The sequence below is a fragment of the Streptococcus sp. HMSC065H07 genome (assembly GCF_001837325.1).
GTDB classification, from domain to species: Bacteria; Bacillota; Bacilli; order Lactobacillales; family Streptococcaceae; genus Streptococcus; species Streptococcus salivarius_H.
The window spans coordinates 1-22265 of sequence record NZ_KV832038.1 but is presented as its reverse complement, the minus strand read 5'-3'; the positions used below and the strand labels follow the sequence as shown (position 1 = coordinate 22265).

Genomic DNA, 22265 nt, shown 5'->3' with positions numbered 1-22265 from the left:
CAAAACGTCCTGTAAAACCACCGATGAAGCCCGTTGCAGTATTATCGACACCTAAACGTTGCAAAATACGACTAACATTAATCCCCTTACCGCCAGCGAACTTATCATCACTCTCCATGCGGTTAACTTCACCAATCTCTACTTTGTCGATACGAACAATGAAGTCGATTGATGGATTCAGCGTTACAGTATAAATCATACTTCAATAACCCTCGTTTTCTCTTTTAATTCTTTTAGGAGCTCTTCTTCCGAAGCATTTGTAATTATGGTTACTTTCTCGACCTCGGCTACCTTAGCATAGGTAATCTGACCAAGTTTAGAGGCATCCGCTAGAACATAAGCTTTTTGCGCATTAGCTATAACCGTCCGTTTAATAACTGCCTCTTCCATGTCTGGGGTGGTGAAATAATTAGCATCAACGCCATTAGCACCAATGAAAGCACAATCAAAATTCAGTTGCCTGATTTGCTCTTGAGCAGTACTTCCAATAGACGCATCCGTTGAATGTTTAACCTTTCCTCCAACAATCCTAGTGCTAACACCAAGATCTACAAGCTTAACAGCATGATGGATAGAATTAGTCACAACCGTTACCTGACGATTAGCCAAATGTGGAATCAAAAGTTCATTTGTTGTACTAGCCTCTAGAAAGACGACATCACCTTCCTTAATCAAATCGGCAGCATAACCAGCTAACTGAGCCTTTTCTTGAACGTTTCTAATAGCTTTTTGACTATTGGCAATTTCTTCCTTTAGACCATGAATGCTTTCAGCACCGCCATGAACACGTTTAAGTTGGCCATCTGCCGCTAACTCATCCAAGTCGCGACGAATCGTCGACTCGGAAGTATCACTTAACAAAACAGTTAGGTTTTCCAAAGTGACAAAACCATCTTGTTTCAACTGAGACAAGATAATCTGCTTACGTTCAGACTTTAGCATAATCTCTCCTTCTGTAATCGTTTACAAAATCTATTATACTAAATTTTTAATAGCTGTCAACTAGAAACAGTCAAAAAAAATCAAAATATTTCATTATAAAATACTTATCTACCAAAATGACGCAATTTGATAAGAAAGTTCTTACATTTTCAAAAATAATACTCCTTTCAGTATGAAGGGCAAAATAAAAAAGCCTTTCGGCTCTCTTATCTTATTTAGCATAGTCAACCGCACGGAATTCACGAATGACTGTAACCTTAATATTTCCTGGGTAATCCAAATTCTTCTCAATTTGTTCACGTACCTTGTGAGACAAGATCGTAACTTCATCATCCGAGATTTTGTTTGGATGAACCATAATACGAATTTCACGACCAGCTTGAAGGGCGAAGCTTGTTTGAACACCGTCAAAGCTTGATGCAATTTCTTCCAAATCACGAAGGCGTTTGACATAATTCTCAACAGATTCATTACGAGCCCCTGGACGAGCCGAACTCAAAGCATCTGCTGCTGCTACAATAACTGCAATGACGCTCTCAGGTTCTACATCGCCATGGTGGCTGGCAATAGCGTTAACCACAACTGGATGTTCTTTGTACTTACGTGCAAACTCAGCACCAATCTCTACGTGGCTACCTTCGACTTCTTTGTCAATGGCTTTCCCCATATCGTGAAGGAAACCAGCACGACGAGCGAGGGCAACATTCTCACCCAATTCACCAGCCATGATACCTGCTAGTTTACCAACTTCAACTGAGTGACGAAGTACGTTTTGACCATACGACGTACGGAACTGCAAGCGTCCCATAATCTTGATCAAATCAGGGTGAAGATTCATAGCGCCAATTTCGTAGGCTGCCTCTTCACCATATTCACGGATACGGTTATCCATTTCCTGACGGCTCTTCTCAACCAACTCTTCAATACGAGCTGGATGGATGCGTCCATCCTTAATCAAGGCTTCGAGAGTCATACGTGCAATTTCACGACGAACGGGATCGAAACCAGAAAGGACAACTACTTCTGGAGTATCGTCAATAATAACGTCAATACCTGTTAGACTTTCAAGCGTACGGATGTTACGCCCCTCACGCCCAATGATACGACCTTTCATATTGTCATCTGGAAGGTGGACAGTCGTTACTGTTTGTTCAGTAACATAATCTCCAGCCAAGCGTTGCATAGCTTGCGCCAACAAATTTTTGGCTTTCTTATCAACAGTATCTTTAACCTGTGCTTCTGCATCTTTGATACGTGTTGCAATCTCATGAGTCAAGTTATTCTCAGTTTCTGTTAAGATTACCTCACGCGCTTCTGCAATGGTCATTTGACCAACACGTTCAAGTTCAGCCTGCTTCTCAGCCTCCAACTGAGTCACATTCTCTTCACGCTCATTAAGATGTTTAGATTTGTCAGCAAGACTCTGCTCTTTCTTCTCGAGGGCAAGTTCTTTACTTGATAGATTTTCATCCTTACGATCAAGGCTAGTGGCACGTTCTGTCAAACGATTTTCCATCTGTTTAAGCTCTTGACGTTCAGATTTGAATTCTTTTTCAATATCTTCTCGATATTTTCTAGCTTCCTCTTTTGCTTCTAACAAGAACTCTTTACGTTGAGCCTTACTCTCACGTTCAGCAGTCACACGCAGATGATCTGCATCATGCTCTGCCTGACTACGAAGGTTCACAGCGTCTTGTTCTGCCTTTAGCAAGGTAGTTTCTGCTTGTTCCTTAGCTTTGCTAAGTTTAATAGAAATTGCTAAATATCCAACGACTAAACCAATGAGTGCAAAGACAACTAAAATTATCATGTTTATCATGTCTTTACCTCAACTTTTCTAAGGTTTCCCTAAAGAAAACCGTCTTCTAGTGTATCATATTTATAGCGATTTCTCAAATATATACTAGAACTTTAAACTGATTTTATGGTATCATAACTCTATTAGAATAGGGAGGTATTACCATGCCAAAAGACGTTACTGTTGAAAGTTTTGAACTTGATCACACCATTGTAAAAGCACCTTATGTCCGTCTTATTTCTGAGGAAGTTGGACCTAAAGGAGATATCATTACAAACTTTGATATCCGTTTGATTCAACCTAATGAAAATAGTATTGACACAGGTGGTCTTCACACTATCGAACACCTACTCGCTAAACTGATCCGTCAACGTATCGATGGACTTATTGATTGCTCACCATTTGGTTGCCGTACAGGCTTCCATATGATTATGTGGGGTAAACAAGATCCTACAGAAATTGCTAAAGTTATCAAATCTAGTCTTGAAGCTATTGCTAACGAGATTACATGGGAAGATGTTCCAGGAACTACCATTGAATCTTGTGGTAACTACAAGGATCACAGTCTTCATTCAGCTAAGGAATGGGCTAAACTTATCCTTGAACAAGGTATCTCAGACCAAGCCTTCGAACGCCATACCGTTTAAAAAACATTGGGATATATCCCAATGTTTTTTTAGTATTTTCTAAAACGTTGATAACGCGCTTCAAGCAAGTCCTCTGTTGATAATTGGCTTAATTCTGCCAACTCATCTACAATTGCTGTCTTAATTGCTTCAATAATTTCACTTGTAAAGTAACCACGTTCTGGGATCACCTTATCAACGATTCCCATGTTAAGCAACTCACCTGATGTAATCTTCATCAACTCTGCTGCCTCTTCTGAACGTGAGCCATCTTTCCAGAGAATAGTCGCAAACCCTTCCGGACTCAAGATAGAGTAGATGGTATTTTCAAGCATCCAAACCTTATCGGCTACCGCCAAGGCAAGAGCTCCTCCCGAACCACCTTCACCAATGATGATGGCAATAATTGGCACCTTAAGATCACTCATTTCCATAAGGTTACGCGCAATTGCCTCACCTTGTCCACGTTCCTCTGCCCCAACACCAGGATAAGCACCTGCAGTATTGATAAAGGTAACAACTGGACGACCAAACTTTTCAGCCTGTTTCATGAGGCGAAGAGCCTTACGATAGCCCTCTGGATGAGGTTGCCCAAAGTTACGGTTAAGGTTATCTTGTAGGTTTCTACCTTTTTGGATACCCACTACAGTAACCGCTTGGCCATTTAAACGACCAATACCACCAATAATGGCACCATCGTCACGGAAATTACGGTCGCCATGAAGTTCAATAAAGTCATCGAAGATTCCTTGGGCAAAGTCCAAAGCAGTTAAACGGCCTTGGTCACGCGCTTCTTTTAAAATACGTGCTACGTCGCTCATTGAACACCTCCATGGAATGATAAGAGTGTGGCAATGGTATCAGCCAACTCTGTACGTTTAACAATGGCATCAACAAAACCATGTTCTTGAAGGAACTCAGCCTTTTGAAAATCATCTGGCAAAGTTTCGCGAACTGTGTTTTCAATGACACGACGACCTGCAAAACCAATCAAGGTTTGTGGCTCAGCTAAGATGATATCACCTTCCATGGCGAAACTTGCTGTAACCCCACCAGTTGTTGGATCTGTCAATACAGTCAAATACAACAAGCCAGCATTCGAATGACGTTTTACAGCAGCTGAAATCTTAGCCATTTGCATCAAACTCATGATTCCTTCTTGCATACGGGCCCCACCAGATGCTGTAAAAATAACAACTGGAAGTTTTTCCTCAATCGCATGTTCAAAGAGTTTAGTGATTTTCTCACCAACAACAGTTCCCATTGAAGCCATAATAAAGTTAGAATCCATAATGGCCAAGGCTGTTTTTTGCCCCTTGATAGTTGCAACACCAGTCACGACAGCTTCATCAAGACCAGTTTTTTCCTTAGTCGTTGCTAGTTTCTCCATATAACCTGGAAAATTCAATGGATTTTCAGTTTTAATACCTGTAAACAGTTCTTGGAAAGATCCCTCATCAACTGTTAAATCGAGACGTTCTTTAGCGGAAATACGGAAGGTATAAGAACAATTTGGACAAATTTTAGCTTGTCCCAAGTCCTTTTGATAAATAGCTTGTTTACAACCAGGACATTTTGCAAAAAGTTCATCTGGAACTTCTGGCACTTGGTGATCAATCCCATTACGTACAGAACGGTTAGGATTGATACGGATATACTTTTCTTTTCGATCAAATAATCCCATAAACTCTATTCCTCACGATTCTGATAAGCTGGTAGGAAGGTCTCCATCAAGAAGGAAGTGTCATAATCCCCAGCGATAACGCTACGATCTGAAATCAAATCCAACTGGAAGTCAGCATTAGTCACAACACCATCGATTTCGAGCTCGTAAAGAGCACGTTGCATCTTCATGAGCGCCTCAAATCGATTTTCTCCATGAACAATGATTTTGGCAATCATTGAATCATAGTAAGGGGGAATAGTATAGCCAGGATAGACTGCACTGTCTACACGGAGACCAACACCTCCACTAGGTAGGTAGAGATTGCTAATTTTCCCTGGACTAGGTGCAAAGTTGAACTTAGGATTTTCTGCATTGATACGACACTCAATAGCATGCCCCTTGATTTCAATATCATCTTGGGTCACAGAGAGTTTTTCACCCGCGGCAATACGGATTTGTTCTTTAACAATATCCACACCACTTACAAATTCTGTAACTGGGTGCTCAACTTGAACACGGGTGTTCATTTCCATAAAGTAGAACTGACCTGTTTTCTCATCAAGAAGGAACTCGATAGTACCCGCATTTTCATAATTAACAGCCTTAGCGGCACGGACAGCCGCTGAACCAATTTCGTGACGAAGTGTCTTACCAATAGCAACTGACGGTGATTCTTCCAAAACCTTTTGGTTATTACGTTGAAGAGAGCAATCACGCTCACCTAGGTGAACAATATTACCATAGCTATCTCCCAAAATTTGAACCTCGATATGACGAGCTGGGTAAATAACTTTTTCAATATACATCGCCCCATTACCAAAGGCTGCTTTAGCTTCTTGTGACGCAGATTCGAAAGCTGGAGCTAACTCTTCTTCAGTGTTAACCTTACGAATCCCCTTACCGCCACCACCAGCAGAAGCCTTAAGCATCACTGGGTAACCAAGACGGTTGGCAACTTCCAAAGCCTCCTCAGCTGTAAAGACTTCACCATCTGAACCAGGAATTACAGGGACATTAGCCTTAATCATTTCAGCACGGGCATTGATTTTGTCCCCCATCTTGTCCATGACTTCGCCTGAAGGGCCAATAAACTTGATGTTCATTTCTTCACAGAGAGTGGCAAATTTAGAGTTTTCACTCAAGAAACCAAACCCTGGGTGAATAGCTTGAGCCTCAGTCACAATAGCAGCTGATAGGACACGATTCATATTCAAATAAGAATCCGTTGATTTTGCAGGCCCGATACAAATAGCTTCATCAGCAAGCATAGTATGGAGAGAATCCTTATCTGCGTCAGAATAAATAGCAACCGTTTGGATACCCAATTCACGCGCTGCACGGATAATACGCACTGCAATTTCACCACGATTGGCAATCAATAATTTTTTAAACATAAAACAAGATAACATCAGACATTTTTTGATAGTCTGTGTTGATTTCCTTTCTATGTGATAGACCAATGTCTAAAGAAAAATCCTTTCCGACTGTCGCCAGAAGGATTTTCACAAAACATTAGCTTCCAATAGCAAAAGTCAAAGTACCTGATGCAGCAAGTTTACCATCGACTTCAGCCTTAGCTTCAACAACAGCAATTGTTCCACGACGTTTAACAAACTTAGCTGTCATAACAAGTTGGTCACCAGGAACCACTTGTTTTTTAAATTTAACCTTATCCATACCTGCGTAAAAGACTAATTTGCCCTTATTTTCAGGTTTAGACAATTCAAGAACACCAGCTGTTTGCGCAAGAGCTTCCATGATAAGAACGCCAGGCATAACTGGGTATTGAGGAAAATGTCCATTAAAGAAAGGTTCATTGATCGTTACATTTTTAATAGCTGTGATCTCGTCTTCTGAAACTTCTAGCACACGGTCAACCAAGAGCATTGGATAACGGTGTGGTAAAGCTTCACGAATAGCATTAATATCAATTGTCATTTGATGCGTACCAATCCTTTTCCGTAGTCAACAACTTCTTCATTCGCTACCAAGATTTCAGTAATAACACCATCTTTAGGTGCTGGCACTTCATTCATCACCTTCATCGCTTCAACGATAAGAAGCGTTTGACCTTTCTTAACAGTGTCACCAACAGAAACAAAGGCTGGTTTTTCAGGTGATGGAGACAAGTAAGCCACACCGACAAGTGGACTTTCAACCACTTCTCCTTCAGCAGCTTGAGCTGGTGCAGAAGCTTCTTCAACTGGTCTTGCTGGAGTTTCAACAGCGGCAGGTTCTGCTACTGGAGCTACTGGAGCTACTGGAGCTTGAGGAGCTGGCGCAACTACTTCAACTGTAGGAGCTACTGGGGCAGCTGTTACTGAACTTGTTTGATTTTTGCTCAAATTCAATTCTTCACCGTTATTTTTGTATGAAAATTCACGTAAAGTTGATGCATCAAATTGAGCCAATAAATCTTTGATTTCAGAAATATTCATGGATTAAGCCTCCCAACGTTTAAAAGCAAGAACAGCATTGTGTCCACCAAAACCGAAGGTATTTGAAATTGCATACTCAATATCAGCTTCTTGACCTTCACCATAAACAACATTAGCTTCGATGTAGTCAGACAATTCTTTTGTACCAGCAGTTTTCGGTACATAGCTATGACGAATAGCTTCGATTGTTGCAATAGCCTCAACTGCACCAGCAGCACCTAGCAAGTGACCTGTAAATGATTTAGTAGATGAAACTGGAACATCTTTACCAAGTACAGAAACAATGGCACCACTTTCACCCTTTTCATTAGCAGGTGTTGATGTCCCGTGAGCATTGACATAATCAACATCTTCAGGTTTGATACCAGCTTCATTGATAGCCAATTTAATTGCTTTAGCAGCACCTGAACCGTCTGGAGTTGGTGTTGTCATGTGGTAGGCATCACAGTTTGATCCGTAACCAACAATCTCAGCCAAGATGTTAGCACCACGTTTTTGGGCATGTTCCAAGCTTTCGATAACGAGAACCCCTGCACCTTCACCCATAACAAAACCATTACGGTCTTTATCGAATGGAATTGATGAACGTTCTGGATCCTCTGTTGTTGAAAGTGCTGTAAGAGCATTGAAACCACCAATACCAATCTTAGTGATTGAAGCTTCAGCACCACCAGCCAAGACAACATCATGCAAACCGAATTTAATTTCACGGAAGGCTTCACCGATTGCATCATTGGCAGAGGCACAAGCAGTCGTCACTGATTTACATACCCCTTGAGCACCAATTTTAAGAGCAATGTTACCAGCACCCATGTTTGAAAGTGCTTTAGGGATAAACATTGGTTTGATACGTTTCATCCCACGTTCGTGCATACGAATGATTTGATCTTCAAGTTCTTGAAGACCACCGATACCAGATGACACGATGACACCAACACGATCACGATCTTCTTCTTCCATGTTAAGTCCTGAATTTTCAAGAGCTTCCATAGCAGCATAAATCGCATAAAGTGAGTAAGTGTCCATACGGTTAGTATCTTTTTTCACAAAGTACTTATCGAACGGGAAATCTTGGATCTCACCAGCGTTAAAGACTGGAATTTCAGAAGCATCGAACTTCGTAATTGGTTTGATACCAATTTTACCATCATGAAGACTGTTCCAAAATTCTTCTGGTGTATTACCGATTGGTGAGGTTACGCCGTAACCTGTAACAACAACACGATTTGTAGACATATATATTCTCCTTTTGTCGGATGGATATTCTAGTAAATGATTTTTTGATATAGACATTCAATTATTGCATGGTCATACCACCATCAATAGCGATGGTTTGACCTGTGAGATATTCTTGACTAGCCAAGAATGCTGCAACTTCAGCCACTTCTTCTGCTTGACCAATACGTTTCATTGGCACTTGAGCAATCATAGCATCTTTCATTTTCTCTGGAATAGCGTCAGTCATATCTGATTCAATGAAACCAGGAGCAATAGCATTGACACGGACACCACGAGCCGCAACTTCACGCGCAACTGATTTTGTAAAACCAATCAAACCAGCTTTTGAAGCCGCATAGTTAGCTTGACCAATATTCCCCATGAGACCTACAACAGATGACATATTGATGACGGCACCTTGACGAGCCTTAGACATTGGTTTTAAGACAGCCTGTGTCATATTGAAAGCACCAGTCAAGTTGATTTTCAAGACACGTTCAAAATCTTCTTCACTCATCTTCAACATCAACTTATCGTTAGTGATACCAGCATTATTAACTAGCACATCAACACTACCAAGCTTTTCAATAGCTTCAGCTACCATACGTTTAGCATCTTCACCGTTAGAAATATCACCTGAGATACCTACAACAGTTACACCATAATCTGCAAACTGTGCAAGCAAGTCCTCAGAGATTTCAGAACGTCCATTTAGAACAACATTGGCACCAAGACTAGCAAATTTGTGTGCCACAGCTAATCCAATTCCACGTGTTGAACCTGTTACAAAAACATTTTTATTCTTAAGTTCCATGTTTACCTCGTTTTAAGCATTAAGAAGGGCATCAAGACTAGCTTGATCTTCAACATTATGAGTTGGTAAGGTTTTATCAATTTTCTTCAAGAAGCCTGACAAGACTTTTCCTGGACCAATCTCAATTACTTCATCTACACCAAATTCTTGGATAGTGGCAATCGAATCATAAAAACGTACAGGTTCCATCACCTGACGAGCCAAAAGTGCTTTGACGTCTTCTGACTTCATGATTTGAGCCTCAGTATTACCTACTAAAGGAAGCGTAAAGTCCTTGAATGACACTTTCTCAAGTTCTGCTGCCAATTTTTGACTAGCTGATTCAAGTAAAGCTGTATGGAACGGCCCTGAAACATTAAGAGGAATCAGACGTTTAGCACCAGCTTCTTTAAGCAATTCCACAGCATAATCAACAGCCTCAACTTCACCACCAATAACAATTTGTGCTGGAGTATTATAGTTAGCAGGCGTTACTACACCCTTTTCAGATGCTTTTTGACAGATTTCTTCAATCAAACTTGGATCTGTATTCATGACAGCAACCATTTTCCCACTTCCAGCAGGAGCAGCTGTTTCCATGAATTCTCCACGTTTAGCAACCAAGGCTACCGCATCCTCAAATGAGAGTGCTCCAGCCGCAACTAGGGCAGAATATTCACCCAAAGAGAGACCGGCAACAATATCAGGAGTGATACCATTTTCTGCCAAAAGGCGATAAATGGCTACTGACGTTGTCAAAATAGCTGGTTGAGTATAGCGTGTCTGATTAAGTTTTTCTTCGTTAGAATCAATCAATTCACGCAAATCATAACCTAGAATACGACTTGCCGTATCAAATGTCTCTTTGACAACGGGATAAGTCGCATACAAATCGCTCGCCATGCCCAATTTCTGAGCCCCTTGACCAGCAAATAAGAACGCACGTTTTGTCACTATCCTAATCCTTTCGACGTTTTTAGACGTTTACATCTGCCCAACGAGCAGCTTCTTCTTTAATCACCTTGGCAGCACCTGTGTATAGGTCTTCCAAGATTTCTGCACATGTTTCTTCTTTACGAACAAGACCTGCAATTTGTCCAGCCATAACTGAACCATATTCCACATCTCCATCAACAACCGCGTTACGAAGGGCACCTGCACCAAGCTCTTCAATTTCCTCTTGAGTCTTCTTACCAGCCAAGAAATCTTTTTCAGCTTGGTTATATTCAGTAGCCAATTTATTCTTAATCGCACGAACAGGGTGTCCAACAACTGAGGCTGAAATAACAGTATCAATATCTTTAGCCTTCAAAATCTTATCTTTGAAATTTTGGTGTGCATTAGATTCTTTAGCAACAGCGAAACGCGTACCAACCTGAACAGCATCTGCTCCAAGCATAAGAACAGCAGCCATACCACGTCCATCAGCAACACCACCAGCTCCAATAACTGGGATAGATACCGCATCAGCAACTTGGCGAACAAGTGCCATAGTTGTCAATTTACCGATGTGACCACCAGCTTCCATACCTTCTGCAACAACAGCATCTGCTCCAAGTTTTTCCATACGTTTAGCAAGTGCTACCGATGGAATAACTGGGATTACTGTAATTCCAGCTTCGTGGAAACGTTCCATATATTTACCTGGGTTTCCGGCTCCTGTTGTAACAACCTTAACGCCCTCTTCGATAACGAGGTCGACGATGTCATCTGCAAATGGTGACAAAAGCATGATATTAACACCGAATGGTTTATCAGTGATTTGTTTTACTCTATCAATATTAGCTTTTACCACTTCTTTAGGGGCATTACCACCACCAATTATTCCGAGTCCACCAGCATTTGAAACGGCTCCTGCCAAGTCGCCATCAGCAACCCAGGCCATACCACCTTGGAAGATTGGATATTTAATTCCTAACAGTTCTGTAATACGAGATTTCATTTTGCACCTTTTTTCGATTTTCTAATCAAATAAATAGTTTAATAATCAAAGTAATTGTATAAACAAAGGAGAATATCCCAAATAAGAATATTCTCTATGCCCTGCTTATTTAGTTTTTTCTTCTACGTAAGCAACAAGGTCACCAACAGTGTTAAGACCTTCTTCAGTTTCGATTTGGATATCGAACTCATCTTCGATTTCTGAGATAACTTGGAACACGTCAAGTGAGTCAGCGTCAAGTTCGTCAAAAGTAGTTTCTACTTTTACTTCTTCTGCATCTTTCCCAAGTTCTTCAACGATGATTTCTTGTACTTTTTCAAATACTGCCATTTTAATTTCTCCTTTAAGATAAATATATTTCTTATAATCTATGCTGGTGCATAATTTATATAACTAGATTTTAACAATAAGACTGCCCCATGTCAAACCCCCACCAAAACCTGATAAGAGAATTGTTTGACCGCTGTCTAATTTTAAGGTCCCATTCGCCACGTTTTCAGAAAGCAGAATTGGGATACTTGCCGCACTGGTATTACCATAAGACATCATGTTTGCCAAGAATTTATCACGACTGACATCGATTTTCTTAGCCATAATATCCAAAATACGAATATTAGCTTGATGAAGAAGGAAGTAATCAGGCTCACCTTTTTCTTCAACCAAGGCCTTAATACTCTTTGAAACCGTCTTAACGGCAAAATCAAAGATTGCTTTCCCATCCATTTGCATATAGGGATTAGGCTGATCAGACTCATCTGAATAAGGCGAGATAACTGCAGAAGCTCCTGACTCAAGACCACCCTTGCTACCATCGGTATTTAAAGATTCTCCGAAGAAATGTTCTTCTTCAGTTTCTTCCAAGAGGACTCCGCCAGCACCATCTCCAAAGAGGACAGCTGTTGTACGGTCAGACCAGTCTAAAGTTTTTGAAAGAACTTCAGAACCAATGACTAAACCTTTTTTGTATGCGCCTGACTTTATCAATTTTTCTGCGGTTGCTAAAGCAAAGATAAACCCACTACATGCCGCAGTAATATCAAAAGCAAAGGCGTTGACTGCACCAATTGCTCCTTGAACTCGAGCCGCTACTGACGGCATAGAACTATCAGGAGAAATCGTTGCAACTAAAACAAAGTCTAGTTCCTCAGGAGCTAATCCTGATTTTTCTAATAGCTGATAAGCAACATTGGTAGCTAAATCACTCGTATTCTCATTCAATGAGATGCGACGTTCCTGAATACCGGTACGTGAGCGAATCCACTCATCGCTAGTATCCATGATTTTTGATAGGTCATCATTAGTCACGACCTGAGCAGGTGCATAATGGGCAACCTGACTAATTTTTGCAAATGCCATTATTTCAACTCCTCAAGAAATGCGTGGAGATTTTCCAATCCCTTGCTCATAACCTTCAATTCCTCGTCGTTAAAGCCTTCTGTAATCCTCATCACCATTGATTTATGAAAACGACGGTGAAGACGATATACCAAACGACCCTTTTTAGAGAGCGAAAGATGGACCACACGACGGTCAACTGATGAACGCGTACGGACAATATAACCTTTCTTTTCAAGTTTATTGAGAGATGTTGTTACAGTACCAAGAGTTAGCATGAGTTCTTTAGCTACTGCACTTGGTGTCGTATCTGGATGTGTACCGATCACATCAATGGTATGCATTTCCTTGAGGGAAACATCGTTAAACTTTGAATTCTTTAAACTTGCTTCTTCGATAATAACTACGTTATTAAAAATATCAACAAGATAGCCATCAATTTTGTCGTAATTCACACCAGACTCCTTTCAATAAAACTTTGACTTTCAAATTATATCAGACTCAAACTAATTTCGCAAGCCCGATTAAAAAACTTTAGTTTTTCTTTTAGAAAATGTGGCTATTTCCCTTGGAATTTAGGTCGACGACGCTCACTATAAGCACGTACCCCTTCTTTGAAGTCTTCTGTGAAAGCAAGAGATTTTTGCAAGTCAAGTTCCAACTTAGCGTAATTTTCCCATCCCGCAAATTCAGATTCCCAAACCATTTCTTTAATGGCTTTAAAGGAATTCACTGAAGAGCGGTTCAATTTTTTAATCAATTGACTCACAGTTTTTTCAAGTTTTTCTGACTCAACAACTTTGTAGGCAATTCCCCAGTCCAAGGCTTTTTCAGCTGATACTGGCTCTCCTGTCATGGTAATTTGAGTCGCACGGTTAATACCGATTGAACGTGTCAAAAGGTAGAGACCTCCAGCGTCAGGTGCCAAACCAACACCTACAAAAGCTTGGATGAATTTAGCTTTATCAGATGCAATCGTAAAGTCTGCTGCAACAGCTAAGTTAGCTGCAGCACCTGCACATGGTCCATCAACTACCATGATGACTGGCTTAGGCAATTTTTTAAGAGCAAAAGAAATTTCATTTACCTGCTCAGCAATACGAACCAAAGACTGTACATCATCTACAGCAACCGCTTTTTGCATTTGATCAAGGTCACCGCCAACAGAAAAGACTTTTCCATTAGCATTGATTACCAAGAATTTTACTGACGCATCTTGTTTAGCTTGCTCAATTGCAGCCATAATCTCATCACAAACTGGAATATTAAATCCATTTTGCACTTCTGGACGATTAAGCGTTAAAGTTGCTACTCCATCTTCAACACTATAAAGAATTGTTTCGTAAGCCATTTTTTGCATTCCTCCGATAACTAGTTCCTATATGAAAACCGTATGTTCTTTATATTTTTATCACAATTTTATTTGATGAATAGATAATTTGATTATCAAATCATTCATCGTTAATTTCTAGTATACCATAGTCCATCTAAAGGTCAACAAAAACTTAGAGTTTTTTAATTTGATACATCAAAACACCGAGTTCTACAACTCGGTGTCTCTTCTATTTTAATAAATCTAAAACATCTATAAGGTTATCCAACAAGCCTTTGGCTGCACTTTGATCCATGCCAAAACGATTATCTTTAATGGCCCAAACCTCAACACCTGCAGCGACTCCAGCAGCAATCCCCTTTTCGCTATCTTCGATAATCAGCGCCTGATTTGCTTCCACGTTCAAATGCTGTAATGCTGTCAGATAAATCTCTGGATTGGGTTTACTCTCTTTAAATTCCTCTCCTGAGAGAACCACATCAAAGAAACCGTTCAAATGATTTTCCTCCAAAGCTCTAAGGATATCTGCCTTCACTGAGCTAGAAGCCAAACCTATTTTCAGCCCTCGAGATTTCACTTCATTCAAGACTTTCAAAACATCAGGAAAGATTAATTCTTTGTAGGGTAAGGGGTTGTCTTGTTTATAGGCATTATACTCTTCTTGTAAAGTTGGCACATCCCAGTTATCATAGTCATCTCTGAGAATATTTTCCCAAACTTGCTTAGTATTTCCACCTATAAAGAAAGACGGGGGTAAATGGTCGATTGAAATTCCCTTTTGAGCTAAGAAACTTGCACGTCGATCATAATAATATTTTTCAGTGTCAAAAAGGACACCATCCATATCAAAAATAATTGCCTCTACCACGGGATATCCTCCTCTTTCTTACTTTATTGTACCATAATCATTCTAAATCTTACTCGCTTTTAAAAACAATGTGACAAATTGTCAGAATTTTGCTATAATTGTAGAGTAATTTAAAATTTTTGGAGTAACTATGAAAGTCATCAAATTCGGTGGAAGCTCGCTTGCTTCAGCCACACAATTAGAAAAAGTCTTAAACATTGTAAAATCTGACCCTGAACGTCGCTTTGTCGTTGTCTCTGCCCCAGGTAAACGTAACGATGAAGATACCAAAGTCACAGACGCCTTGATTAAATACTATAAACACTACACAAAAGGTGCTGATGTCAAAGCTGACCAAGAATGGATTATTAACCGCTATCAAGCTATGGTCGATGAGCTAGGCTTCAAATCAACAGAAATGGCGAAGATTGCTAAATCTATCAACGATCTTGCCACTCTTCCTATTGAAGACAATGATTTCCTTTATGATACTTTCCTAGCTGCAGGGGAAGATAATAACGCAAAATTAATCGCAGAATATTTCCGTAATAACGGTATTGAAGCACGTTACGTTCACCCTCGCCAAGCTGGTATTTTTGTCTCAAGCGAACCTGGGAATGCTCGTATCCTTCCAGGAGCCTATGACAAGTTGGAGGAGCTTCGTGAATCAGATGAGGTTCTTGTAATCCCTGGTTTCTTTGGTGTTACCCCTGATAATCAAATTTGTACTTTCTCGCGTGGAGGCTCTGATATCACAGGATCTATCGTTGCAGCGGGTGTGAAAGCTGATTTATACGAAAACTTTACGGATGTAGATGGTATTTTCGCAGCCCATCCTGGGGTTGTCCATGAACCACATTCAATTCCAGAGTTGACTTACAAAGAAATGCGTGAATTGGCTTATGCTGGCTTCTCTGTACTTCATGATGAAGCCCTCCTCCCTGCCTATCGTGGTAAGATTCCACTCGTTATTAAAAACACAAATAACCCATCTCATCCTGGTACTCGTATTATTCTTGAGCACAAGGGTGCAACAGTTCCTGTCGTTGGTATTGCTAGTGATGACAAATTTGTAAGTATTAATATGAGCAAATACCTTATGAACCGTGAGGTCGGTTTTGGACGTAAGGTGCTTCAAATCTTGGAAGATTTAAACATCCGTTGGGAACACATGCCTTCTGGAATCGATGATCTTTCAATCATTATTCGAGAACGTGAACTTACCCCAATCAAAGAACAAGAAATCCTTTCATACTTGACTCGTGAACTCGGTGTTGATGAAGTTGAAATTGAACATGGCCTTTCAATTCTCATGATTGTTGGTGAAAATATGAAAGACCACATCGGTGTTACAGCGACAGCAGCTAAAGCGCTCTCTGAAAAACATATTAACCTAGAAATGATTTCTCAAGGTTCTAGTGAGGTTTCTGTTATGTTTGTAATTGAAACTGAGCAAGAAAAAGCAGCCGTCAGAGCTCTTTATGATGCCTTTTTCCGTAGTGACGACTAATCTAAAAACCTATCTCCTTCAGGGGAAAGGTTTTTTCTTTATGAGAAAAACTAAGCCAGCTCTTATCATATCTACTCCAATAGCCAATTCATTAATCAATTATGCATAGCTATTGCAAACCAAAAAACACTAACTTTCGTTAGTGCTTTTTTTACAAGATGTTTTCGTAAGTTTCACGAACGGCATCTGGCCAAACTGAAGTTTGAACCTCACCAATATGTTTCTTACGAAGCAAGAACATAGCCATACGTGATTGACCAATACCTCCACCAATTGTTAGTGGGAAAAGGCCATGTAACAAAGCTTGGTGCCAATCCAATTTCAAACGATCTTGGTCGCCAGTAATTTCAACCTGACGTTTAAGGGCATCTTCATCAACACGAATACCCATTGATGACAATTCAAAAGCATGTCCTAATTGTTCATTCCAAACCAAGATATCTCCATTCAAACCACGGTAACCATTCTCAGACTCAGTTGTCCAGTCATCATAGTCAGGTGCACGACCATCATGTGGTTTTCCATCAGGAAGAACACCACCGATACCAATCAAGAATACAGCACCATATTCCTTGGTAATAGCATCTTCACGCTCTTTTGGTGTCAAATCAGGGTACTTCTCAACAAGCTCTTCTGAATGGATGAAGGTAATTTTCTTAGGTAAAATTGCTTCAATATCGTAACGTGCTTCAACTGCTAGCTCAGTCAAACGAATGACCTTATAAATGGTCTCAACAGTTTCTTTCAAATAAGCGATATTACGATGTCCGTCAGGAATAACTTTTTCCCAGTCCCATTGGTCAACGTAAACAGAGTGCGTTGCATCCAATGAATCTTCATCTGGACGAAGAGCCTTCATATTAACCACAAGCCCTTCACCTTCATTGAAACCAAAACGAGCCAAAGTATGGCGTTTCCATTTTGCTAATGAGTGAACAACTTCGTATGTCGCGTCTGGAATCTGAAGCACATTAACAGTTACAGGATTCTCAATACCGCTCAAATTATCCTGCATACCATCCCCGACCTTACTCAAAATAGGCCCTTGCACTTCAACGACGTCAAGTTTATCAATCAAATACTGTGTAAAAGTATTCTTCACAAAAGAAATTTCCTCTTGTTGATGAATGAAGCTCTTTTTCATACGCTCCTCCTTTAAAAAATCGATAAGCCTATTATACTCCTATTTTTCAGAAAAATAAAGAAATTTTCCAACAATTTTGAAAATTTCTTGTTTTTTATGTTAGGTTTTATCACATTTTCTTAGTTAGCTTCACAACTGCTTCTGTTCGAGCCGTATAAGGAAACATATCTACTGACTGGATATAATTAACATCATAAACTTTAGCCAAAGAAACTAGGTCTCTAGCCAAAGTAGATACATTACATGAAACATATACCATTTTTTCAGGAGTGTAGTCCAGTATCGTTTTAAGTAGCTTATCATCTAAACCAGTTCTAGGGGGATCCACAATAAGAGCATCTGCTCGATACCCTTCCTTGTACCAACGTGGAATGATATCTTCTGCTTTACCCACCTCATAGTGAGCATTTTCCAGTCCAAGTGATTTGGCATTCTTCCTAGCATCCTCAATAGCCTCAGGAATAATATCCATACCTCGAATACTCTTTACCTTATTTGCAAAAGCAAGTCCAATAGTACCAACCCCACAATAAGCATCAATAAGATGTTCAGCCTTATCCACATCCAAAGCTTCAACAGCCTGACCATAGAGTACCTCTGTTTGTTGAGGATTCAACTGGTAAAATGCACGAGGAGAGAGAGCGAAGTTATAGTCCAGTACCTCTTCTTGAATCGTGTCTTGTCCCCAAATAATCTCAGTATCCTGTCCATAAATTTCACTAGATTTCGAATAGTTATAATTGACAGCGATTGTTACGATTTCTGGAAAACTTTCCGTCAATTCCTTAACTAATTTTGTGAAAGAAACTGATTTAGAGGTTACAAAAATTAACTGGACCTGATTTGAACCCAAAGCACGTCGTATCATAACAGTACGAATTCCAGCAATTTTGCGCTCATTATAAATTGGTAACTTGTATTTATCTAACAAATTTGTCACCTTATTCATAATGGCTTGAGTTAGCTCATCCTGAACTAGGCAATCATCAATATTAATGAGGCGATGACTCCCTTCCGCAAATAAGCCAGCCTTAACTGAGCCACCAAAAGAACGGGTTTGAAATTGTAGTTTAGCTCGGTAATGTTGTGGTTGCTTCATCCCTATTGTTGGACGAATGTCATATGACTCAAAATTAGCCGGTTTAAACTTCTTCAAGGCTTGTCCTAACAAGTCAGTTTTAAACTCTAATTGCTTATCATAACGAAGATGCATTAACTGGCAACCACCACAGTCTTCATAAATATTACATGCAGGTTCGACACGAAACTTAGAAGGTTTATTGATCTTTAATAATTTCGCCTGAACAAAGTTTCTCTTAACAGAAACAATCTGACAGAACACCTCTTCACCCTTCAAAGCCCCTGGTACAAAAACTAGAGTTTTCTTATAAAAACCAATGCCTTCGCCATTGATTCCCATGCGTTTTATCTTAAGCGGGATACGCTGTTTCACTTGTAAATTCATACTACCATTCTAACATTTTGATATAATAATAACTATGAAAATCACAAAAATCGAGAAGAAAAAGAGACTTTATCTCCTTGAGATAGATAAAAAAGAGAGTCTCTACGTTACAGAAGATACCATCGTTAAATACATGTTGACTAAAGAAATGATACTGGACAAAGATCAACTAGAGGATATTAAATCCTTTGCTCAGTTCTCGCATGGTAAAAACCTAGCTCTCTATTTTATTTCATTTAAACAACGTACTGAGAAAGAAGTAAAAGATTACCTTTTTAAACATGAAATAAACCCTCATATAATTCCCAAAATTATTGATAATCTAAAAAAGAATCATTGGATTGATGATTACAAACTCCTAGAAAGTCTAGCTCAACAAAATCTGAATTCAGGCGATAAAGGGGCCTATGTGCTGAAGCAAAAATGGCTTCAAAAAGGTTGTAACAAACAAATCATTGACGATGTTTTAAGCCAATTTGATTTCTCAGAAATAGCCATTAAAGTAGCTTCAAAACTGTTACGAAAATATCAGGGAAAACTACCATCTAAAGCCCTAAAAGATAAATTAACTCAAAGCCTTATCAATAAAGGTTTTTCATTTCAAGAAAGTAAACTAGCAATCGATCATCTAGAACTTGAAGCAGATGAAGAAAATGAACAAGCTCTCCTTTATAACGAAATTGATAAGCAATATCAAAAATTTAGTAAAAAATACGACGGTTATGAGCTTAAGCAACGCTTGACACAATCTTTAGCCCGAAAAGGTTATGACTTTGATGCGATAGCATCCGCTCTAAGAGAATATTTATAGGTATTCCCCCTCTTTTCAAAAAATTATGATACAATAAAGGGGATAACCCTTATTGTAGAAAGAGGACGCCATGAAATTACCAAAAGAAGGCGACTTTATCACAATTCAAAGTTATAAGCATGATGGTAGTTTGCACCGTACTTGGCGCGATACTATGGTACTAAAGACAACTGAGAATGCTGTTATTGGCGTTAACGACCACACCCTCGTTACTGAAGCAGACGGAAGACGATGGGTAACACGTGAACCTGCTATTGTTTATTTCCACAAAAAATACTGGTTTAATATTATAGCCATGATTAGGGATAACGGCATTTCCTACTACTGCAATTTAGCTAGTCCATATATTTTGGACCAAGAAGCACTAAAATATATAGACTATGACCTAGATGTCAAAGTCTTCGCTGATGGTGAAAAAAAATTGCTAGATGTAGATGAGTATGAAACACATAAAAAAGAAATGCATTACTCTCCTGATATTGACTATATCTTAAAGGAACATGTTAAAATCTTGGTAGATTGGATTAACAATGGTAAGGGGCCATTTTCACAATCTTATGTTAACATCTGGTACAAACGTTATCTTGAACTAAGGAATCGTTAAAGTTGTCATAAAAAAGACTAGTAATGATACTAGTCTTTTTTTGCACTAAAAACTAATGCTTCGGAATCTAAATCCATATTCAAAAGATAACGCCCTTCTTCAACTTGAATAAGATACCCTAATAATTCTAAAGCATCAACAAAAATATTCTTCCTTTTTTGAAGTGCATATTCCTTCCTTGCGTATTTTAAAAGAAAAGTCGTAACATGTTTCAAAAAATATTCAGGATTAACATCCCCTAATATATCATATAATCTATTCTGCTCTTCCGATAATGGTAGATTTTCTCTTAATTTATAGAAATAATTTGAAATCGTAAGATCGTCTCTCGTAATACTCGTTTGTTCAACAATAACAACTTCATTAGTAGAATTACTTATCTCAGTAACAAATCTACGATTTAATAGTTCTAAATAACAAGTAGAATCATCATTAATAAAAAAATGCTGTTCTAAATCAATTTTAGAAGAATCCGACACAAGACTAATTAATAAACGGTAACGTTTCTCGAATCGTTCGATATAGCCTTCTTTTACAAACTCCTCAATTAATTTATCGATATTCTTTTGAAAAGGAAACTGCCTTTTTATTGCTCTCAGGGTCACAGGCTGATTAAGATATAGATAATTCACTATTTCCATAAAAAAAGGTTGCTTACATAGTTTGTTTGGGTTAAATTGTATTATCATAAGAAGTATTATACCATTAATCAGAGGACTAAAAAAAGGCCTTATGGCCTAATTTTAAGCATTAAAGCTTTCAGTCAACTGAGGAACTACCTGTTTCTTACGAGAAACAGCTCCTTCAAGGAAAGCATGATTATTTTCTAAAACAAAATTAAAAGCAGCTTCAACCTTATCAGTATTTGAACCAAGTGCAAGAATTTCTGAATTAGAATTAAGAATATCAGTAATCATTAAGACAAAGTCAGAGTAACCATTGTTTTTAATTGAGTTATTAATAGCTTCTTCAATTTCCGCTTGACGAGAAAGAACATCAGAAATATCAACTGTATTAACTTGTGCAACACGAACTTGATTACCATTCAATTCAAATGTTTTTGCATCAATGTCAATGAGTTCTTCAGCAGATTTTGAAGAAAGATTAGTACCAGCTTTAAGCATAGCAAGACCATATTCTTCTAGATTAACAGCAGCAATTTCTGCAAGTTCAGCTGCAACTGCAGGATCTGAAGCATGTGTAGTTGGAGATTTAAGAAGAAGAGTATCTGAAATCAAACCTGACAAAAGCAAACCAGCAACTTCCTTAGGAACTTCAACATTGTTTTCTTTAAACATACGAAAAACAATTGAAGATGCAGATCCAACAGGTTCCAATCGCATCATTAATGGATTAGCAGTTTCAAAGTTAGCCACACGGTGATGGTCGACTACCTCAATAACTTCAACGTCCTTAATATCTGAAATAGATTGTTGAAACTCATTATGGTCTGTAAGAATAACTTGATTAACTCCCTCTGATTGAGCAGACTCAACCACTCGTGGTGCTTCAACACCAAAATAATCAAGAACAAAAGCAGTTTCCTCGTTAGGAGTACCCAAAGCAACAGCTTCAGCATCAACACCAAGTTGACGTTTCAAATAAGCGTATCCATAAGAAGACCCGATTGCATCAGAATCAGGGTTTTGATGACCAAAAACAAAAACTTTAGACATAAATTCACCTCAAAATAGTATTATAAGCTATTATAACATATAAAAAAAAGAAACAAAATAAAAAGAGTAACCTAAGTTACTCGAAATATAGTCCGTACGGGATTCGAACCCGTGTTA

The 22265-nt window shown here is 39.0% G+C and carries 25 protein-coding genes; 4 read left to right on the top strand and 21 right to left on the bottom strand.

Annotated elements, in window-relative coordinates; translation table 11 throughout:
* From HMPREF2637_RS06305 to HMPREF2637_RS06295, 3 genes are all read right to left on the bottom strand, one after another.
* Positions 1-199, bottom strand: a 199-nt coding sequence (locus HMPREF2637_RS06305) for a PfkB family carbohydrate kinase (RefSeq protein WP_256263067.1), incomplete at its 3' end; no start/stop codon positions are given.
* Positions 196-942, bottom strand: a complete 747-nt coding sequence (locus HMPREF2637_RS06300) for a DeoR/GlpR family DNA-binding transcription regulator (protein ID WP_002890068.1) — start codon at positions 940-942, stop codon at positions 196-198. The genes HMPREF2637_RS06305 and HMPREF2637_RS06300, both read right to left, overlap by 4 nt.
* 211 nt (positions 943-1153) lie before the next feature.
* Positions 1154-2761, bottom strand: a complete 1608-nt coding sequence (locus tag HMPREF2637_RS06295) for a ribonuclease Y (RefSeq protein WP_045001922.1) — start codon at positions 2759-2761, stop codon at positions 1154-1156.
* Positions 2762-2904: 143 nt separating this feature from the next.
* Between HMPREF2637_RS06295 and HMPREF2637_RS06290 the strand changes: the two genes are divergently transcribed.
* Entirely contained in the window at positions 2905-3387 is a 483-nt protein-coding gene (locus tag HMPREF2637_RS06290) for an S-ribosylhomocysteine lyase (protein WP_002885585.1), read from the top strand.
* A 29-nt stretch (positions 3388-3416) separates the two neighbouring features.
* Here HMPREF2637_RS06290 and HMPREF2637_RS06285 read toward each other — a convergent pair whose 3' ends face one another.
* The 14 genes from HMPREF2637_RS06285 to HMPREF2637_RS06220 all read right to left on the bottom strand — a co-directional run bounded on the left by HMPREF2637_RS06285 (position 3417) and on the right by HMPREF2637_RS06220 (position 14959).
* Entirely contained in the window at positions 3417-4187 is a 771-nt protein-coding gene (locus HMPREF2637_RS06285; RefSeq protein WP_002886662.1) for an acetyl-CoA carboxylase carboxyl transferase subunit alpha, read from the bottom strand.
* Positions 4184-5050 carry an acetyl-CoA carboxylase, carboxyltransferase subunit beta gene (accD, locus tag HMPREF2637_RS06280; RefSeq protein WP_014633562.1) on the bottom strand — a complete coding sequence of 289 codons (867 nt, stop codon included), beginning with the start codon at positions 5048-5050 and terminating at the stop codon, positions 4184-4186. Before accD ends, HMPREF2637_RS06285 begins: the two co-directional genes overlap by 4 nt.
* 5 nt (positions 5051-5055) lie before the next feature.
* Positions 5056-6426, bottom strand: a complete 1371-nt coding sequence (locus HMPREF2637_RS06275) for an acetyl-CoA carboxylase biotin carboxylase subunit (RefSeq protein WP_064525588.1) — start codon at positions 6424-6426, stop codon at positions 5056-5058.
* A gap of 118 nt (positions 6427-6544) precedes the next feature.
* A complete protein-coding gene (fabZ, locus tag HMPREF2637_RS06270) occupies positions 6545-6970 on the bottom strand; it encodes a 3-hydroxyacyl-ACP dehydratase FabZ (RefSeq protein WP_002885470.1) in 426 nt (141 codons plus the stop codon).
* Complete coding sequence (gene accB, locus HMPREF2637_RS06265; RefSeq protein WP_070839667.1) at positions 6967-7470, bottom strand: acetyl-CoA carboxylase biotin carboxyl carrier protein; 504 nt, start codon at positions 7468-7470, stop codon at positions 6967-6969. The genes fabZ and accB overlap by 4 nt, the downstream gene beginning before the upstream one ends.
* Positions 7471-7473: 3 nt before the next feature.
* Positions 7474-8706 carry a beta-ketoacyl-ACP synthase II gene (fabF, locus tag HMPREF2637_RS06260; protein ID WP_002885574.1) on the bottom strand — a complete coding sequence of 411 codons (1233 nt, stop codon included), beginning with the start codon at positions 8704-8706 and terminating at the stop codon, positions 7474-7476.
* A 61-nt stretch (positions 8707-8767) separates the two neighbouring features.
* Positions 8768-9502, bottom strand: coding sequence for a 3-oxoacyl-[acyl-carrier-protein] reductase (gene fabG, locus HMPREF2637_RS06255; protein WP_064523691.1), 735 nt, complete (start codon positions 9500-9502; stop codon positions 8768-8770).
* A 12-nt stretch (positions 9503-9514) separates the two neighbouring features.
* The gene (gene fabD, locus HMPREF2637_RS06250) at positions 9515-10435 is read right to left on the bottom strand and encodes an ACP S-malonyltransferase (RefSeq protein ID WP_002886655.1); all 921 of its coding nucleotides are present in this window, start codon (positions 10433-10435) and stop codon (positions 9515-9517) included.
* Positions 10436-10457: 22 nt separating this feature from the next.
* Positions 10458-11423 carry an enoyl-[acyl-carrier-protein] reductase FabK gene (gene fabK, locus HMPREF2637_RS06245; protein WP_002890043.1) on the bottom strand — a complete coding sequence of 322 codons (966 nt, stop codon included), beginning with the start codon at positions 11421-11423 and terminating at the stop codon, positions 10458-10460.
* A gap of 105 nt (positions 11424-11528) precedes the next feature.
* Positions 11529-11753, bottom strand: coding sequence for an acyl carrier protein (locus HMPREF2637_RS06240; RefSeq protein WP_002885495.1), 225 nt, complete (start codon positions 11751-11753; stop codon positions 11529-11531).
* A gap of 63 nt (positions 11754-11816) precedes the next feature.
* Positions 11817-12779: a beta-ketoacyl-ACP synthase III gene (locus tag HMPREF2637_RS06235; RefSeq protein ID WP_064520576.1), complete on the bottom strand. Its 963-nt coding sequence runs from the start codon at positions 12777-12779 to the stop codon at positions 11817-11819.
* Complete coding sequence (locus HMPREF2637_RS06230; RefSeq protein WP_002885562.1) at positions 12779-13213, bottom strand: fatty acid biosynthesis transcriptional regulator FabT; 435 nt, start codon at positions 13211-13213, stop codon at positions 12779-12781. Before HMPREF2637_RS06230 ends, HMPREF2637_RS06235 begins: the two co-directional genes overlap by 1 nt.
* Before the next feature lie 104 nt (positions 13214-13317).
* Positions 13318-14109 (bottom strand): enoyl-CoA hydratase, encoded by a 792-nt coding sequence (locus HMPREF2637_RS06225; protein WP_037601410.1) that lies wholly within the window; start codon positions 14107-14109, stop codon positions 13318-13320.
* A 211-nt stretch (positions 14110-14320) separates the two neighbouring features.
* Entirely contained in the window at positions 14321-14959 is a 639-nt protein-coding gene (locus HMPREF2637_RS06220; RefSeq protein ID WP_064523688.1) for an HAD family hydrolase, read from the bottom strand.
* A gap of 130 nt (positions 14960-15089) precedes the next feature.
* On the opposite strand from HMPREF2637_RS06220, the gene HMPREF2637_RS06215 reads away from it, so the two are divergent.
* Positions 15090-16448, top strand: a complete 1359-nt coding sequence (locus tag HMPREF2637_RS06215) for an aspartate kinase (protein ID WP_038675348.1) — start codon at positions 15090-15092, stop codon at positions 16446-16448.
* Between the two features lie 151 nt (positions 16449-16599).
* Here HMPREF2637_RS06215 and asnA read toward each other — a convergent pair whose 3' ends face one another.
* Positions 16600-17592, bottom strand: a complete 993-nt coding sequence (asnA, locus tag HMPREF2637_RS06210) for an aspartate--ammonia ligase (protein ID WP_004181885.1) — start codon at positions 17590-17592, stop codon at positions 16600-16602.
* Between the two features lie 109 nt (positions 17593-17701).
* On the bottom strand, positions 17702-19057 hold the full coding sequence (gene rlmD / locus HMPREF2637_RS06205; RefSeq protein WP_064523685.1) for a 23S rRNA (uracil(1939)-C(5))-methyltransferase RlmD: 1356 nt from the start codon (positions 19055-19057) through the stop codon (positions 17702-17704).
* A 34-nt stretch (positions 19058-19091) separates the two neighbouring features.
* Here rlmD and recX point away from each other — a divergent pair, with 34 nt between their 5' ends.
* Positions 19092-19868 (top strand): recombination regulator RecX, encoded by a 777-nt coding sequence (recX, locus tag HMPREF2637_RS06200; protein ID WP_064523682.1) that lies wholly within the window; start codon positions 19092-19094, stop codon positions 19866-19868.
* A gap of 70 nt (positions 19869-19938) precedes the next feature.
* Positions 19939-20472: a nucleoside tri-diphosphate phosphatase gene (locus HMPREF2637_RS06195; protein WP_002886644.1), complete on the top strand. Its 534-nt coding sequence runs from the start codon at positions 19939-19941 to the stop codon at positions 20470-20472.
* Positions 20473-20501: 29 nt separating this feature from the next.
* On the opposite strand, the gene HMPREF2637_RS06190 is transcribed toward HMPREF2637_RS06195, so the two are convergent.
* Together HMPREF2637_RS06190 and HMPREF2637_RS06185 are read right to left on the bottom strand one after the other, a co-directional pair.
* Positions 20502-21161, bottom strand: a complete 660-nt coding sequence (locus tag HMPREF2637_RS06190; protein ID WP_064523679.1) for a DUF1803 domain-containing protein — start codon at positions 21159-21161, stop codon at positions 20502-20504.
* A 54-nt stretch (positions 21162-21215) separates the two neighbouring features.
* Positions 21216-22148 carry a manganese-dependent inorganic pyrophosphatase gene (locus HMPREF2637_RS06185; RefSeq protein ID WP_022495991.1) on the bottom strand — a complete coding sequence of 311 codons (933 nt, stop codon included), beginning with the start codon at positions 22146-22148 and terminating at the stop codon, positions 21216-21218.
* Positions 22149-22265: the final 117 nt, after the last annotated feature.